Origin of the sequence: Actinomadura sp. NPDC048955 (assembly GCF_040649435.1) — a bacterium.
Classification (GTDB): Bacteria; Actinomycetota; Actinomycetes; order Streptosporangiales; family Streptosporangiaceae; genus Spirillospora; species Spirillospora luteofluorescens.
Window position 1 is genome coordinate 136,764 of sequence record NZ_JBEZJI010000003.1, and the last position, 16,977, is coordinate 153,740.

Below are 16,977 nucleotides of genomic sequence, written 5' to 3' on the forward strand. Positions count from 1 at the left end.
GTGAGCTCATACGGCCCGTGCTCACATGACGGCCCGGGGCGCCGCGGGGCCGGCGGCGGGACGCGCCGCGGGACGTGCCGCGGCGGGTTCCGGCCCGCCGGCCGGCCGGAAGAGTCCGCGCAGCTCCTCGGGCAGCTTCCACAGGGCCTGGTCCACACCCCCGGGAGCCATCTTGGCGGACACGACCCCGGTGACGATCGCCGCCGTCTTGGGCACGTCGTCGCGTCCGATGCGCGCCTGCTCGGCGAAGTGGACGGTGACCTCGCGCAGGTCGTACTTGCGGGGCACGTGACCGGGGCTCCATCCGTCGTAGTACACCCCGCGCAGCAGTTCGGGCAGCTGCGCGGCCAGATTCGCGGCGGCCTCGACGGTCAGCCGGTCGCGCAGCGTGTGCATCCAGGCCCGGAGCGCCCGGTAGGCGAACCGGCGGTCCTCGGTGCCGAACGCCGCGGCCACATCGGCGATCCACCGGTTGGTGGTGTCGATGCTCCGATCCAGCCCATGTATCCCTGTGAATGTCATCGCAACGGCTCCAGAGCGGTCTCGGCGAACACGGACGATTCCAGCGTGCCGCCGCCCGAGCGCGCGGCGGCAGGGACGAAGGTCCCCAGGTCGGGAGCGTTTCCGCAGGTCCGGGCGGCTGTGAGGGTCAGCGGTGCGCCCGCAGGAAGGCGATCAGCTCGTCCGCGGGCCAGGTGTTGACGACCTCGCCCGGGGCGAGCCAGCCGCGCTGCGCGGTGCCGATCCCGTAGCGCAGGTGCGCCAGGTGCGGGACGGCGTGGGCGTCGGTGTCGACGGCGAACCTGACGCCGTGGCGGCGGGCGCGGCGGATGTGCTCGGCGGGCAGGTCGAGCCGGTCGGGGGACGAGTCGATCTCCAGGACGGTCCCGGTGCGCGCGCAGGCGGCGAACACCTCGTCCCAGTCGGCCTCGACCGGGGGGCGCCGGCCGATCTGCCGGGCGGTGGGATGGCCGAGGACGTCGACGTAGGGGTTCTCGCAGGCGCGCACCAGCCGCCGGGTCATCAGCTCGCTCGGCTGGTCGAAGTGGGAGTGGACCGAGGCGACGCACACGTCGAACCCGGCCAGGAAGCCGCCCGGCCAGTCCACGCCGCCGTCGGGGTCGATGTTGAGCTCGGTGCCGTGCAGCACCCGCATGCCGCCGCACCGGCCGTCCAGCGCGCGGACCTGCTCGCGCTGGGCCAGCGCCTTCTCGTCGGTCATCTGCTGCATGGCCAGGCCCGGCGCGTGGTCGGTGACGGCGTAGTAGGAGTACCCGCGCGCTGCGGCGGCGGCGACCATGTCGGGCAGGCTGGCCAGGCCGTCCGACAGGTCGGTGTGGGTGTGCAGGTCGCCCCGGACGTCGGCCTCGGTGACCAGGCCGGGCAGTTCCCCGCGCAGCGCCGCCTCGATCTCCCCGCTGTCCTCGCGCAGCGGCGGCGGGATCCACGGCAGCCCGAGCCGGGCGTACACCTCGTCCTCCGCCGCTGACACGATCTTGGACCCGGTCTCGACGTCGAACAGCCCGTACTCCGACAGCTTGAGCCCGGCGTGGACGGCGATCTCCCGGGTGCGGATGTTGTGCGCCCGGGACCCGGTGAAGTACTGCAGGGCGGCGCCCCAGTCCTCGGGCGGCACCACCCGCAGGTCCACCTGGAGGCCGGAGCCGGTGCGGATCGAGGTCTTCGTGTCTCCGGCCGCGATGACCTGCTCGACCAGCGGCAGCTCCACGAAGGACTTCATCAGCGCCGCCGGCCGGTCGGATGTGGCCAGCACGTCGATGTCCCCGACTGTGTCCCTCATGCGCCGCAGGGACCCGGCGAACGCGCAGCTCTCACAGCCGACGACCGCCGACAGGTCGGCCACGATGGTCTCGGCCAGCTCCATCGCCGTCCCGAGCGGGACGCGCCGCCCCGCCTTGTGCAGGATCTCGATCCCGTGCCGCAGGTTCTCCTCGGTCTTGGCGCCGAACCCGGCCAGGCCGTGCAGGCTCCCGGTGTCGAGGGCCCGTGCCAGCGCCTCCACCGAGTCGATCCCGCGCTCGTGGTAGAGGACCATCGCCTTCTTCGGGCCGAGCGTCGGGATCAGCGTCAGCTGCCGGACGCCCACCGGGATCCGCGCCCGCAGCTCCTCCAGCTCGTGGATGCTCCCGGTGGTCAGGTACTCCTCGATCTTCGCCGCGATCGACCTGCCCACGTTCGGGATGCCGCGCAGGCCCGCGTCGTCCAGGCCCGCGAGGTCGGCGGGGTCGCCCGCCACCGAGCGGGCCGCCTTCTGGTAGACGCGCACCTTGAACGCCTCCCCGCCGGTGATCGCCAGCAGGTCGGCGTACTCGTCCAGCAGGGCTCCCACCTCGTCGTTGACGCGCATGACACCCGTCCCCTCACATTCCCGCCGGGCCGCGGCGCTTCAGGCGTGACGGCGCTTCGGGCATGGCGGCGCTTCAGGCATAACGGCACAGGGCTCCGATGCCCTGCGCGGGAAGGTCCGGAGCCCCGGGCTCCAGGACGCGCACCTCCGCTCCGGTGAGCACGGCGGCGCGGACGGCGACGTCCACCAGCCGCCCGTGCTCCACCGGGTCCGCGCCCGTCTCGGCGAGGGACGTCCGCCGGTCGGACACCTGCGTCGGCGCGGGGCCGAACCAGGCCGTCCTCCGGTCGGCGGGGTCGTCGGCGACCAGCAGCGTGTCGACCTGGCCGCGGGCCAGCGCCCGCAGGGTGGCGGCCGCGCCCTCCACCGCCAGGCCGGACGGGCCCCGCCCCTCGTCCAGCCGCTCCAGCAGCCCGCGGGTCTCCTCGTCCGCCCACCGGCTCACCTGCTCCCGGACCTGCGTCTGGCGGCGCCGCCGCGCCCCGTCCCGGTTCCGTCCTCCGGAGACGTGGCCGACGGTCACCTCATGGCGGACGCCGTCGGGAAGGTGCTTGGTCAGGTACTGCATGGCGCGCACGTCGCCGCCGAGGAGCAGCACGTGCGCCCCGGTCGCGGCGAGGTCGTCCGCCAGGGCGTGCGCGACCCGGGTCGCGTTGTGCTCCCAGGAGTCCTCGGCGCGGTGCTGGTGGCGCGACTGGGACCAGCCGCCCGGCGCGTTGCGCACGATCTCGTCGTCGGGGCCGTCGATCGTCCTCGTGGTCGCGGTCCGCGTCCCGCCGCGGCACGCCTCGATGTCGGCGCCCTTGCGGTCGACGAGGGTGAGCACGTACGGCGGGCGCTCCTGGAGCCACGCCAGCAGCGGCAGGAGGCGCGGCACGGGGCCGTGGACGGCGAGGTCGGGCTGCCGGGCGTCCGGCATCTCCACCACCGTGGGCTCGGGGTCGCCGTCGAACGCGAACGCGGCCAGCGCCCCCGATCCCGGCTCCGCCCTCGCGACCAGCCGGTCCAGCGCGTCCACGACGGCGCCGCCGGCTCCCTGCGCGCGGAGCCGCCTGCCCATCCGTTCCCAGCGCAGCGCGGCGTCCTCCTCCCCGGGAGGGGCGGTCAGGTTGAAGTAGACCGATGTCACCGGCCCTCCGGAACAGAGCCGACGCAGGGTCTCGGTGGCGATCATCTCGTCCGGCCTCATGCCAACAGCCTGTACAGCGGGCCGCCGTCCGATTAGGGACGAAGGTCCGAAGGTCGCCGGACCTTCGTGAGTCCGCCCGTAACGGACCGCGGCGCGCGCCGCCTTCGCCCGCGCCGGGCCGTGCACCACACTGAGCGGGAGTCCAGGTGTCCAGGGGGAGGATCCGCGTGGCTCACGACCGCTCAGAAGCCGGCCGCCACTGGCTGTTCGGGGACCAGCTGGGCCCGCACTTCCTGCGGCCGGACGCCGAGATCGTCATGATCGAGTCGCGGGCGGTGTTCCGGCGGCGCCGCTTCCACCGCGCCAAGGCCCACCTGATGCTGTCCGCGATGCGGCACCGCGCGGCCGAACTCGGCGACCGCGTCCGCTACGTCCGGGCCGAGACCTACCGCGACGGCCTGGAGCAGGCCGTCGGCGACGCGCCCGTGACCGTCCACCACCCCACGTCCCACGCGGCCCTCCGCTTCGTTCAGGGCCTCCGGCAGGTGGAGGTGCTGCCGCCGCGCGGCTTCCTCGTCCAGCCGGACGCGTTCGCCCGCTGGGCGGACTCCGCCGGCGGCGGTCAACTGCGGATGGAGAGCTTCTACCGGCAGGTGCGCCAGGACCACGACCTGCTGATGGACGGCGACCAGCCCGCCGGCGGGCGGTGGAACCTCGACAAGGACAACCGCGAGCCCCCGCCCAAGGGCGAGGCGACGCTGCCGGTGCCCGCCCCTTACCGGCCGCGCGAAGACGAGATCGACGAGGAGGTGAGGGCCGATCTGGACCGCTGGGAGCGGAGCGGGGACGTCGCGTTCGTCGGCCGGGACGGTCCCAGGCTGTTCCCGGCGGGGCGCGCCGAGGCCCGGCGCGCCCTCCGCGCCTTCGTGGAGAAGCGCCTCCCCACGTTCGGTCAGTGGGAGGACGCGATCCTGGCCGAGGACTGGGCCATGAGCCACAGCCTGCTGTCGGCGTCGCTCAACCTCGGTCTGCTCGACCCGGCCGAGTGCGTCGAGGCCGCCGAGGACGCCTACCGGGCGGGCGACGCGCCGCTGAACTCCGTCGAGGGCTACATCCGGCAGGTCGCCGGGTGGCGCGAGTACATGTGGCACCTCTACTGGCACTTCGGCCCCCGCTACCGCGAGTCCAACGCGCTGGGGCACGACGCGCCGCTGCCCGGCTGGTTCGCGTCCCTGGACGCCGACGCCGTCCAGGCCCGCTGCCTGTCGACGACCCTGGCGCAGGTCCGCGACCGGGGCTGGGTGCACCACATCCCCCGGCTGATGATCCTGGGCAACCACGCCCTCCAGCGCGGCTGGGACCCGGCGGCGGTGACCGACTGGTTCCACCGCTGCTTCGTGGACGGATACGACTGGGTGATGCTCACCAACGTGATCGGCATGTCGCAGTACGCCGACGGCGGCCGCATCACCACCAAGCCGTACGCCTCGGGCGGCGCCTACATCAACACCATGAGCGACCTGTGCGGCCCCTGCGCCTACCGGCCCACCGTGCGCACGGGGGAGCGGGCCTGCCCCTACACCGCCGGGTACTGGGAGTTCGTCCACCGCCATCGCGAGCGGCTCTCCCACAACTACCGCACCGCCCGTGCCGTCAAGCAGCTGGAGCGCCTCAGCGACCTGGACGAGGTGCTCGGCGACGCCCGGAGCCGCGACCCCGACGCCGCGCCCTGACCGGTCAGGTTCCGGCGCCGGCACCGGGCTCTTGGAGGCGGCCCTCCCACAGGTGCAGGATCCGGTCGGCGGTTCCGGGCGGCGGCGGTGTGTGGGTGATGAGCAGGACGCCCGTCCCGGACGTGTCACCGAGGACGTCGGCGAGGAGGTCGCGGCCGGTCGCGGGGTCGAGGTGGGCGGTGGGCTCGTCCAGGACCAGCAGCCGCGCGCCGGACAGGAAGGCGCGGGCCAGCGCGATCCGCCGGCGCTGGCCGCCGGACACGCGGACGCCGTGCTCGCCCACGTGGGTGTCCAGCCCGCCGGGGAGGCCGGAGATCCAGTCCCAGACGCGGGCGCGGCGCAGCGCGTCGACGATCTCGGGTTCGGCGGCGTCCGGCCTGGCGAGGGCGACGTTGGCGCGGATCGTGGCGCCGAACAGATGGGCGTGCTGGTCGACCAGGCAGATCGCGCTCCGGACGTCGTCCTGCGCGTAGTCGCGCAGGTCGTGGCCGTCGAGGATGACGGCGCCCTCGTCGGGGTCACGGAACCGGACGAGCAGGTGCGCCAGGGTGCTCTTGCCCGCGCCGCTCGGGCCGAGCAGCGCGACCCGCTCGCCGGGACGCAGATCGAGGTCGACGCCGTCCAGCACCCAGGGCGAGCCGGCGGCGTAGCGGGCGCGCACGCCGCGGAGCCGGAGCAGGTCGCCGCGCGGCGCGGGCAGCGGGCGGGGCGGGTCGGCGGCGGGCGCCGGAGGGGCGGTCAAAGCGCTGAGGCGGGCGGCGGCGCCGCGGGCGGTGAGCAGGTCGCGCGCCGCGTCCGGCAGCGGCCGGACGGCCTCGAACGCCGCCGTGGCAGCCAGCGCGAGGGCGGCGAGCAGGACGCCGGACAGCGCGCCCCGGCGGACCGCGTCCAGCCCCGCGACCAGGACGGCGAGCGTCGTGGCGGCGGTGAGCAGGGTGACCGAGGCCGAGGTGAACCCGGCGGTGCGGGCGTCGCGGCGCGCGATCCGGGCGAGCGCGGCGTCGGCGGCGCCGATCCGGCGGAGCTGCCCGTCCACCTCCCCGAACGCGACATGATCGGGCGCGCCGTGCAGCAACTCCACGGTCTCGGCGTCGCGCACCGCGCGGGCCTCGGTCCGCCAGGACGCGGAGCCGCGCGTGAGCGCGACGGCGGCGGCGGGCAGGCCGAGCACGGCCGGCAGCAGCCCCAGCGCCAGCCAGAGTCCGGCGGCGGGCAGCATCCACGCGGTGGCGGCGGCCGTCCCGGCGCCCACGGTCAGCGCGACGAGCGGCGGGCCGAACCCGCGCAGGTACAGGTGCTGGACGGCTTCGACGTCGGCGACGAACCCGCTGAGCAGGTCCCCCGACCGGGCACCCGGCAGCCCGGCCGGGACGAGCGGCTCCAGCCGCCGGAACCACCGCACCCGCAGCTCCCACAGCAGCCGCAGGCTCACGTCGTGGGAGATCAGCCGCTCGGCGTAGCGGAACGCGGCCCGCGACAGGCTGAACGCCCGCACCGCCGTGATCGCCAAGGCCAGCGCGACGACCTGCGGCCGGAGCGCGGCGCGCGAGATGAGGTAGCCGGACGTCCCTATCAGCGCGACACCCGACCCGAAGGCGAGCGCGCCGCAGAGCGCGGCCCCGGCGAACCGGTGCGCGACGGGCCGCGCGGCCCTGACCAGCTCCGCCAGCGACCCCCCGCTCACGCGCACGCTCCCGTCCGGTCGATCATGTGAGGGCCCCCGCGCGGGAGCCGGTCAGATCGATCACCTGGTCCGCGCTCGCGGCGAGGCGCGGGTCGTGCGTGGCGACGACGAGCGTCCGGTCGCCGAGGGTCAGCAGGGCGTCGGTCACCCGCTGGGCGGTGGTCTCGTCGAGGTGGGCGGTGGGCTCGTCCAGCAGGAGGAGCGGGGCGGGGCGGGCGAGGGCCCGCGCCAGGGCGACGCGCCTCACCTCCCCGGCGGAGAGCCCGTCGCCCGCCTCGCCCACCGTGCGGTGCACCAGCGAACCGGCGCAGGCGAGCTCGGCCGCGGCGGCCGGGCTCAGCCCGCCGGGCTCGGCCGGGGCGATCGCCTCCAGCACGGGGCCGGGACGCAGCCGCGGGCGCTGCGGCAGCCAGGCGACCAGGCGCCGCCACTCGTCCGGGTCGAACGCGGCGAGGTCCGCGCCGTCCACGGTGATGAGCCCGGACGACGGCTCGGCGAAGCGCATGAGCAGCGCCAGCAGGGTGCTCTTGCCCGCGCCGCTGTCCCCGACGAGCGCGGTGAGCTCCCCGGGGCGGATCTCCAGCGACGTCACGGTCAGCACGGGCGGGCCGTCGTAGGCGGCGGTGACGTGCTCCAGCCGGACGGTCCCGAACGCGGCCGGACGCGGGCGCAACGGGGCCGGCACGGCCGGAGGCAGCGCGAGCAGCGCGGACAGCCTTCGCGACGCGGTCAGCCCGTCGGCGCCCGCGTGGAACTCGGCCGCGAGCCCGCGCAGCGGCCCGTACAGCTCCGGCGCGAGGACGAGGACCGCGAGGCCCGCCTCCAGGCCGATGCCGCCGGTCGTCAGCCGCAGCCCGATGCCCACCGCGACCAGCGCCGTGCCGAGGGTGGCGGCCAGCTCAAGAACGAACGCCGACAGGAAGGCCGTGCGCAGGACGCGCATCGTCTCCCGCCGGTAGCGGTCGCCGGTCGCGGCGATGGCGGCCGCCTGGGCGCGGCCCCGGCGATGGGCGCGCAGGGTCGTCAGCCCGGTCACCACGTCCAGGAAATGCCCGCTCATCACGGCGAGGGCCCTCCACCGCTCCCGGGTCCGCGCGCTGGTCGCCTGGCCGATCAGCGCCCCGAACACCGGGACGAGCGGCAGCGTCCCGGCCATGACCAGCGCCGACGGGACGTCCCGGAAGGCGACCCACGCGAGGATCGCGGGCGGTGCGAGCGCGGCGGTCGCCAGCTGCGGCAGGAACCGGGCGACGTAGGTCTCCAGCGCCTCGACGCCGTCGGTGGTGACGGTCACCGCCTCGCCGGTCGGCGCGCTCCCCGGGCGCGCCCGCACGATCCGGCGCAGCACCCGCCCGCGCAGCTCGGCGACCATCCGGGACGCGGCCGTGCGGGCGCCGGTCTCCGACGTCCAGCCGAGCGCGGCGCGCGCCGCGCCCACCCCCGCGAAGCCGAGCAGCGCGGGCACGACGTCCCGCACGTCGCGGCCCCCGAGGAAGCCCGCGGCGACGATGTGGGAGAACAGCACGGCCTGCGCGACTGTGAGCGCCGCCGAGCACGCGGCGGCCGCTCCCGCCGCCGCCAGGAACCGGCGGACGCCGGGGACGTCCCGGGGCAGCCAGGGATCGAGCGCCCGCATCGGCGGCCTACTCCCCGTCCCCGGCGGACGCGCCCCCCGAGGACGACCCGGGCCGCTTCGCCGTGATCATGTGCAGCGGGGTCGGCGGGCGCGCGAAGTCCTCCCGCGAGAGCCGCGCCCGGAACACCCACAACGCCCAGACCTGGTAGACGAGCACCACGGGCACGAACACGGCGGCGATGATCGTCATCGCCACCAGCGAGTAGTGGTTGGACGCGGTGCCGTAGACCGTCAGGCTGGGCGACCCGGCCGTGGACGACACCATGACCCGCGGGTACAGCCGGGCGAACAGCGCGGCGACCAGCAGCACGGTCGCGGCGGACGTCCCGGCGAACGCGGCCAGCGGACGCTTCAGCAGGGCCAGCGGCCCGGACGCGGCGGCCGCCGGCAGGCTCAGCCCCAGCAGCACGTACACCGGTGTGGGATAGGGCGCCGACGACGACGCCTGCACGGCCGTCCACACCGTGAACACGATCAGCAGCACCGCCGCGACGGGGTAGAGCGCCAGCGCGAAGCCGCGCGCCCGCTCCTCCAGGCCGTCCCGGGTGCGGACGGCGAGGAACAGCGCGCCGTGCAGCGCGAACGCCGCCACGAGCGTGAACCCGGCCAGCACCGAGTAGCCGCTGAACAGCACCCCCTGCCCGCCGGTGACGTCGCCGCGCGGGTCCAGCGGCACCCCGCGCGTGATCGCGGCGAACACGACGCCGAGCAGGAACGGGATGGCCGCGCTGGAGATCGGCATCGCGACGTCCCAGCGGCGGCGCCAGGACGGGGAGTCGTGCTTGTTGCGGTACTCGATGGCGACGCCGCGCACGATGAGCGCCAGCAGGATCCCGAAGAACACCAGGTAGAAGCCGGAGAACATGCTCGCGTACCAGCCGGGGAACGCGGCGAAGGTCGCGCCGCCCGCCACGATGATCCAGACCTCGTAGCTGTCCCACACGGGCAGGATCGTGGCGAGCAGCGCGTGCCGCTCCGGGTCGTCGCGGCCGAGGAACGGGTAGAGCATCCCGACGCCGAAGTCGAAGCCGTCCAGCAGGAAGAACCCCGTCCAGAGGATCGCGATCAGCGCGAACCACAGCGTCTGGAGGTCGAAGTGCCCTGCGGTCTCCATGGCGGTGCGCCTCCGATGGCAGGTCAGTGGAGCATGGGCGGCAGCGCGTCCTCGCGGGTCACCTCGGGGGCGGGGCGTTCCGGGCCGGCGCGGACGGCCCGGACCATCAGCCAGCCCATGATCGCGGCGAGTACCCCGTAGACGGCCGCGAAGCCGGCCAGCGTGGTGATCACGTGGCCGGTCCCGACGGTCGGGGAGATCGCGTCGTTCGTCCTCAGCAGCCCGTGCACGATCCACGGCTGGCGTCCCATCTCGGTGACCAGCCAGCCGGCCGTGTTGGCGAGGAACGGCAGCGCGAGGAACGCGTAGGCCGTCCACGCGAACCGGCGGGACGACGCCCAGCCGCGCCGGTGGATGATCCACAGCCACGCGGCGCTGTACAGCAGCACGAGGAACCCGACGGTGATCATCAAGCGCCACGACCAGTAGACGCTGCCGATGATCGGCGTGTAGTCGCCGGGGCCGTACCGCCCCTCGTACTCGCGCTGGATGTCGTTGATCCCGCGGATCTCCCCGTTCCAGTTGTTCGTGGACAGCACCGACAGCCCGTGCGGGATGGCGATGTCGACGTTGTTGCGTTCCGGGTGCTTCTCCCAGGGGCCGATGGCCAGCAGGGACAGCGGCGCGGGCGCCTGCGTCTCGTAGAGCGCCTCGGCCGCGGCCATCTTCATCGGCTGGTACCTGACCAGGAGCTGCGCCTGGAAGTGCCCCACTCCGATCACCACCACCGACGCGACCGCCGTCACCCAGAGCGCCCCGTGCGCGGCGGCGCGGAACAGCGTCACGTCCGGATCGTCCGGTCCGGTGCCCTCCCGCCGGGCCCTGCGGAGCCGGTAGGCGGCCACGGCGACGACCAGGAGCCCGGCCGTCACCAGCGAGGCGGCGATCGTGTGGAAGAAGTGGGTGATCTGCAGGGGCTGGAGCAGGACGTCGCCGAGCGACGTCATCTCGGCGCGCCCGCCCTTCATCGCGTAGCCGACCGGATGCTGCATCCAGCTGTTCGCCGCCAGGATGAAGTAGGCGGACGACGAGGTGCCCGCCACCACGAGCCAGATCATCGCGAGGTGCGCGCGCGGGGGCAGCCGGTCCCAGCCGAACAGCCACAGCCCGATGAAGGTGGACTCCAGGAAGAACGCCACCAGGCCCTCGATCGCGAGCGGCGCCCCGAACACCGATCCGACGAACCTGGAGTAGACCGACCAGTTCATGCCGAACTGGAACTCCTGCACGATCCCGGTGACGACCCCCAGCGCGAAGTTGATCAGGAAGAGCTTCCCGAAGAACCGCGTCATCCGCAGGTAGTGCTCCTTGCCGGTGCGGTGCCAGGCGGTCTGCATCCCGGCGACGAACCAGGCCAGGCCGATGGTGAGCGGCACGAACAGGAAGTGGTACACGATGGTGACCGCGAACTGCCATCGGTCCAGGACCGCCGTCGTCCCCACCGCGCTCCCTTCCCGTCGTCGGAGGTCTCGGCGGCAGGGCACCGTCGCGAGCCGCCGCCACCGGGCAGGTTCCCGGCCGTCCGGCTGACGAAAGACAGCCCGCGGTCAATCGTTGATCAAGTCGCGGGCCGCGCGGAGGGCTTCGCGGGCGGCGCGCCGGGTTCCGGTGCCGGGCGGGCACGGAGCCGGCGGGCGCGCAGCGCGGCCTCGACGGCGAACCGGGTGCCGGGGTCGGCGAGCTCGTCGCCGAGGAGGTGTTCGAGGACGCGCATCCGGTACCGGACGGTCTGCACGTGCACGCCGAGTTCCTCGCCGATCCGCGTGGCGGGCGCGCGGGTGCGCAGCCAGACGGCGAGCGTGTCGACGAGCGGCAGCCGGCGCCGCTCGCTGAGCGGGGCGAGGGGCGCCAGCCCGCGGCGCGCGATCTGGTCCATCAGCGCGCCGTCGGCCAGCAGCCACAGGCTCATCAGGTGGTCCTCGCACAGGGTGAGCGTGCCGTCGTGCAGGACGTCGCTGAGATCGAGCAGCCGCCTGGCCCAGCGGAGCGAGTCGGCGGCGCGGGCCGGCGGGACGGTCAGGCCCACCGCGGCGCGCTCCCCGGCCAGGGCCGCTTCGAGCATCGCCCGCCGGTCGCCGGTGAGCGGGCCGGGGACGAGGAGGCAGGGCGCCGGGTCCTCCGGGTCGAGCAGGACGTCGGCGTCCAGCAGGGGGCAGACGGGCAGCGTCCCCGGAGGCAGCGCGACGAGCGTGACCTCGTCCGGGAGCGGCCAGTCGGCGGCCGGGTCGGGCCCGATCGGCGACGGGGGGCCGACGAGCGCGCGCAGAAGGGCCAACCGGGCGTCGGCGCGTTCGCCGCACGCCTCCGCCTTGGCCCGCTCGTAGCCCTCCCGGGACAGGGCCGCCGCGTCGTCCATGTAGGCGATGACGGCCTCGGCCAGCGCGGAGACCGCCAGGACGGACGCGACCCGGTCGTCCAGCATCGCCCGGATCCGGGACCACGCCACCTGCGTCGCGGCGCGGTAGGCCGACTGGATCACCGTGAGCGGGCGCCCCTCCATCACCTCGAACGCGCCCATCTTGCGGCACAGCTCGTCGCGGCGGTCGAGCGGCCCGGCCGGGTCGGCCAGCCAGTCCAGGAAGCCGAGCACGTTGCGTTCGACCGCGGTGCGGATGACGCGGTTGTAAGCGCTTCCGGGAGGCCGCGCGTAGGCGGGGATCGCGGCGCGGATCCTCTCCACGATCTCGTCGACGAGGCCCGGGACGACGGACGTCCGGACGTCCGGCGACAGCGCCGCGACGAGCTCGCGCAGCTCGGCGGACTCCGGCGGCGGCAGTGGCCTCGGCATCGCACACGCTCCGTGGGGTGGGTGGCGGGGGTCTCAGGAGGCGGGCCGTCCCGGCGCCGCCCGCCGGCGGGCCTTCAGGACGGCCTCCAGGACGAAGCGCGTCTCGGGGTCGTCCAGCCGGTCGCCGATCTCCTTCCTGATCTGCCGCAGCCGGTACCGGACGGTCTGGGGGTGCAGGTGCAGCCGGCTTCCGACGTCCGCCGCCGTGCTCCACTGCTCCAGCCAGACCCGCAGCGTCTCGGTGAGCGCGCGCCGCTTGCCCTCGGGCAGGCCGGCCAGGCCGCCGAGCCGGCGCCGCGCGATCTCCTCCACGAGGGGCGGGTCGCAGGTCAGCCACAGGTCCAGGAGATGGTCCTCGGCGCGGATCAGCGGCGCGGCGCCGATCACGCCGTCCTCGGCGAGGGCGAGCACGCCGCGCGCCCAGCGCAGCGCGTCGGGGATCTCGCCGAGCGGCACGGTCAGGCCGACCACGACGGGCCCGCGGTCGAGCGCCGCGCCGAGCAGCGCGCGCCGGGCCTCGTCCACCGCGCCGGGCACGAGCAGCCAGGGCGCGGCCCCGCCGAGGGCCGGCAGGACGTCGCGGCGCGCGGCGGCGGGCCGCCAGCGCGTGCCGCGGCGGACCACGACCGGCGTCGCGGTCTCCGGCACGTTCCATCCGAGCCCGGCCGCGAGATGCTCGATCACCTCGCGGGAGGCGACCGGACGCGTGGAAAGGCCCCGCATCAGCAGCCTGCGCGAATGGACGAGATCGACCGGCGCCTTCAGTCCCTGGTCCAGATAGGCCTCGACGATCGGGTCGATTATCTGGTCCATGAAGGCCATTTGGAATTCCGCGACGCGGGCCAGGTCGGCGCCCGACACCTTGTTGCGGACGCACACCTCGGTGATCCGGTGCCAGGAGGTGTCGAAGGCGATGTGGATCGCGGCGTGCAGCGACTCCAGGCTCCGGTTGCCCGTGACCTCCTTGCGGCCGAACGAGTGCAGCAGTTCCAGCAGCCCGTCCAGCGGTTCGGCCGGGTCGGCGAAGCGCGCCATGTAGCTGCGCATGGCCTCCCGCAGGACCCGTTCCGGGGTGGGCGGGCCGCCGTCGGCGACGGCGTAGTCGGGGACGGTGGCGCGGACGGCCGTGTAGATCTCCTCGGCCAGTCCGGGGAGCGCGGACCGCAGGACCTCCACGAGTTCGGGAGGCGCCGGCTCGGGTCGCACGATCGCACCCTCCCGCCGGAACGCCGGAGCGGGCTGACCCACCGGAAGCGACATGCCGTTCAAAATACCCAGGGGCTCCTAGTCGGAAAAGGGCCCGAACCACGGCGGGAAAAAGGAATAGGGTCGCTGACAGGCTTTCATCGCGGAGAGTCAACGGCGCTGCCGGTATCGGCGAGCCTCCATTACGCATTCCGGTCTGACCGCTTCAACGGTCCCGGTGCCTCCTCATCGGCGTACAAACTTCGCGAAGCGTTTTACTCATCCGTTGACAGACCTTGCCGGAATCGGCGTCGGCCCCGCGTCCGAACCTTGTCCGCCGTGAAAATCTCCGCTTACCGTACCGGCTAGTAGGTGAATGGTGAGCTCACACCCACCCACGCAGGAAGGCCCGTGCCCGTCCCCAGGCACCCGGTCCCACCCCCAGGAAAGGTCATTCCCCGTGCGCAAGATCACCTCCGCGGCCCTCGCCGCCACGAGCGCGTCCGCGCTCGCGCTGTTCCTCAGCCCCGCCGCCTACGCGGCCAACCTCACCGCGACCGTGACGAACGGCGGCTCGGTGACCGCCACCAACTCCGGCAACCTCGTCATCACCGACACCACCACCGGCGTCGCGGTGACCTGCACCGCGTCCACCGGCACGGGCAGCATCCCGAACGGGGTCAAGAGCGGCGCCTCGCCGCTCCAGGTCGGCACGATCGGCGCCATCTCGTTCACCGGCTGCAAGGGCGGTGGGTTCACCTTCACCGTGACGACGAACGCCCTCCCCTGGAAGGTGAACGTCACGGGCGCCACGTCGGGCGGCGTCACCGCGGGCAGCATCAGCGGCATCTCCGCGCACGCCTCGGCCGCCTTCGGCGTCTGCCAGATGGACATCGCCGGCACCGCCTCCGGCTCGTACACCAACGCCACCGGCAAGCTGACGGCGGGCGGCAGCGGCCTGGTGATCAGCAACGTCACCGCCGGCTGCCTGGGCATCGCGGGCAACGGCCACTCCGCCTCGCTGACCGGCGCCTACATCGTCAAGAACAGCGGCGGAACCTTCCCGCAGATCAACACCACCTCGCCGTGACCCCCTGATCCCGCGCACGCCACCGCGGAGGCGGCGCCCCCCGCACGCCGCCTCCGCACCGCTTCGGCGAGCCGGAAACGCCGACGCGTTTCCGGCTCGCCGCCTGTCCGGACGGCGCCCGCCGAGCAGGCCCGTGGCCCGCGCCCGGCGATGTGTTCCGGAACGTCCCGGTGTACCGGTTGGCCGCTAGCGGCCCGTTCCGGCGATCTTGCTTGACTCTGGACACTCCAGCGTTTCTATTGGCCCCCGTGGTCCTTCGCGATCACCGTTGCTCCTGTCGGCTTTCGGGGATGAGGAACCATGGGAGGCGATGGCATGCGCCATCGACGTACACGGGCCGGATCACTCGCCCTCGCCGCGGTGCTGGGTCTGAGCCCGCTCGCGGCGGTGCCGCCGGCATCGGCCGACGGCCAGGTGACCGAGGTGGCGCTGCCGGTGCCCGACGTCGCGCCGGTCGGTCTCGCCGCCGGACCGTCGGGCACCCTCTGGTACGCCGCCAACGCCGGCGGCATCGGCCGCGTCGGCGCCGACGGCAAGGTCACCGAATTCGAGATCAGTGAGAACTCGCAGCACCAGGTCGGCGTCCCGGACGCGATGACGGCCGCGAGCGACGGCGCGCTCTGGTTCACCGACATCTCCTACAGCGTCCCGCGGGTGGGGCGGGTGAACCCGGCGAGCGGCGCCGCGACGCTGTTCGAGCTGCCGACGACGGGCGATGTCAACTTCGCCAACGCGCAGGTCAACGGCATCGCGCCCGGCCCGGACGGCTCGGTATGGATCACCGGCGGGTACTCCGGCTCGATCGGGCGGGTCGACCCGTCCGGGAACGTCACGGCGTACGCGACGGGACTGAGCCCGTACGCGGTCACCGTGGGCCCGGACCAGGCGGTGTGGTTCACCGACACCAGCGGCCGGATCGGCCGGCTCGACCCCGCCACCGGCCAGGTCACCTCCTACGACACGCCCTTCACCTTCCAGGGCTACCCGGGCATGGGCGAGATCGTGTCCGGCCCGGACGGCAAGGTCTGGTTCACCCAGCCCGGCGTCGGCCGGATCGGCAGCCTCGACCCGGCCACCGGCGAGGTCGCCGAGTACGCGACGCCGCGCCCCGACTCCGACCCGACCGGCATCGTCGCGCTGGACGGCAAGCTGTGGTTCACCGAGGCCGCCGCCAGCAACATCGGCAGCCTCGACCCCGCCACCGGCGAGATCGCCGAGTACCCGCTGCCGGCGACGCTCTCGGCGCCGACCCGCATCGTCAACGGCCCCGGCGGCCACCTGTGGTTCACCGAGCCCGGCCGCGGCCTGATCGGGCACTTTGACCCGGCGGCCCCGCCGTCCGGCTCGTCCCACCCGGCGGTGCCGGCCTCGTCCCCGGGGTCCAGCCCCACGCCGGGCGCGCGGTTCCAGAACCAGTGCGCGGTGGAGTCCCTCTGCCAGACGCAGGTCACCACCGGCGGCGACGTCAAGATCGGCACCTTCCGGCAGAGCCTGCCGAGCGGCGCCATCCGCATCACCGGCTCCCTCGGCGCGCCCGACGAGACCGGCGACTTCGTGCTCGACCCGCCCGTGGTCGGCGACCAGCTCATCTCCCGGCAGGTGGAGGTGCCGGGCGGGCTCATCGGGCAGCTGCCGCTGATCGGCCCGATCCTCGGCAAGTCGCCCGCCGCGATGTGGGACGTCAACCGCCTCACGATCAGCCAGACGCTGGCCGGCAAGGTGCACGCCTACCTCACCGACACCGGGCTCGGCGTCCGGGTGCCGCTCAACGTGCACCTCAACAACCAGCTGCTCGGCACGACCTGCGTCATCGGCCCGATCACCGCGAGCCTGCCGACCACCTTCCTGGCCGGCTCCCCGAACGGCGACCCGCACCTCGGCTTCGTCCCCGCCGCGGTCTCCCTGGAGGCGCCGATCGAGGTCCCCGCCGCGAAGGGCTGCGGTCCGTTCGGCATGCTCGACGGCGTCATCAACCAGCTCATGGGCCTGCCGTCGCCCGCGTCGCAGAACTCCATGAAGCTGACCGGCGTCCTCAACCTGGGCAACGGGACCAACGCGAGCAACATCCCGCAGAGCCTGGCGTCCGGACCGGTCGCCGCCAAGCTCAAGCAGATCCTCAAGTCCGCCAAGACCCCGCGCAAGACGGCCAAGGCCCCGGCTCGGGCCCCGAAGAAGGCCACCTACAAGGTCAAGGCCCGCCGCTAGGAACGACACCGCGAGCGGAGGCGCCCCCGAAGGCCCGTCCTTCGG

General features: G+C 74.1%; 12 protein-coding genes. 3 read left to right on the forward strand and 9 right to left on the reverse strand.

The annotated features are described in order from the left end of the window. Positions 1-21: 21 nt before the first annotated feature. From AB0C84_RS04475 to AB0C84_RS04485, 3 genes are all read right to left on the reverse strand, one after another. Positions 22-522: a DUF2267 domain-containing protein gene (locus AB0C84_RS04475; RefSeq protein WP_258943907.1), complete on the reverse strand. Its 501-nt coding sequence runs from the start codon at positions 520-522 to the stop codon at positions 22-24. Positions 523-649: 127 nt separating this feature from the next. Further along, a complete protein-coding gene (polX, locus tag AB0C84_RS04480; protein WP_361061052.1) occupies positions 650-2,368 on the reverse strand; it encodes a DNA polymerase/3'-5' exonuclease PolX in 1,719 nt (572 codons plus the stop codon). Positions 2,369-2,441: 73 nt separating this feature from the next. After that, on the reverse strand, positions 2,442-3,557 hold the full coding sequence (locus tag AB0C84_RS04485) for a Vms1/Ankzf1 family peptidyl-tRNA hydrolase (protein ID WP_361061054.1): 1,116 nt from the start codon (positions 3,555-3,557) through the stop codon (positions 2,442-2,444). 167 nt (positions 3,558-3,724) lie between these two features. On the opposite strand from AB0C84_RS04485, the gene AB0C84_RS04490 reads away from it, so the two are divergent. Next, positions 3,725-5,230, forward strand: coding sequence for a cryptochrome/photolyase family protein (locus AB0C84_RS04490; RefSeq protein WP_361061056.1), 1,506 nt, complete (start codon positions 3,725-3,727; stop codon positions 5,228-5,230). A 4-nt stretch (positions 5,231-5,234) separates the two neighbouring features. Here the strand turns inward: AB0C84_RS04490 and cydC are convergent, their stop codons facing one another. The 6 genes from cydC to AB0C84_RS04520 all read right to left on the reverse strand — a co-directional run bounded on the left by cydC (position 5,235) and on the right by AB0C84_RS04520 (position 13,658). After that, a complete protein-coding gene (gene cydC, locus AB0C84_RS04495) occupies positions 5,235-6,914 on the reverse strand; it encodes a thiol reductant ABC exporter subunit CydC (protein ID WP_361061058.1) in 1,680 nt (559 codons plus the stop codon). A 22-nt stretch (positions 6,915-6,936) separates the two neighbouring features. Beyond that, a complete protein-coding gene (gene cydD / locus AB0C84_RS04500) occupies positions 6,937-8,550 on the reverse strand; it encodes a thiol reductant ABC exporter subunit CydD (RefSeq protein WP_361061060.1) in 1,614 nt (537 codons plus the stop codon). Between the two features lie 7 nt (positions 8,551-8,557). Continuing rightward, positions 8,558-9,664, reverse strand: a complete 1,107-nt coding sequence (gene cydB / locus AB0C84_RS04505; RefSeq protein ID WP_361061062.1) for a cytochrome d ubiquinol oxidase subunit II — start codon at positions 9,662-9,664, stop codon at positions 8,558-8,560. A gap of 23 nt (positions 9,665-9,687) precedes the next feature. Further along, positions 9,688-11,106, reverse strand: a complete 1,419-nt coding sequence (locus tag AB0C84_RS04510; protein WP_361061064.1) for a cytochrome ubiquinol oxidase subunit I — start codon at positions 11,104-11,106, stop codon at positions 9,688-9,690. A gap of 116 nt (positions 11,107-11,222) precedes the next feature. Further along, entirely contained in the window at positions 11,223-12,452 is a 1,230-nt protein-coding gene (locus AB0C84_RS04515) for a helix-turn-helix domain-containing protein (RefSeq protein ID WP_361061066.1), read from the reverse strand. Positions 12,453-12,485: 33 nt separating this feature from the next. Then, complete coding sequence (locus AB0C84_RS04520; protein WP_361061068.1) at positions 12,486-13,658, reverse strand: helix-turn-helix domain-containing protein; 1,173 nt, start codon at positions 13,656-13,658, stop codon at positions 12,486-12,488. Positions 13,659-14,097: 439 nt separating this feature from the next. Here AB0C84_RS04520 and AB0C84_RS04525 point away from each other — a divergent pair, with 439 nt between their 5' ends. Beyond that, positions 14,098-14,727 carry a hypothetical protein gene (locus tag AB0C84_RS04525; protein ID WP_361061070.1) on the forward strand — a complete coding sequence of 210 codons (630 nt, stop codon included), beginning with the start codon at positions 14,098-14,100 and terminating at the stop codon, positions 14,725-14,727. 315 nt (positions 14,728-15,042) lie between these two features. Continuing rightward, entirely contained in the window at positions 15,043-16,932 is a 1,890-nt protein-coding gene (locus tag AB0C84_RS04530; RefSeq protein WP_361061072.1) for a hypothetical protein, read from the forward strand. Positions 16,933-16,977: the final 45 nt, after the last annotated feature.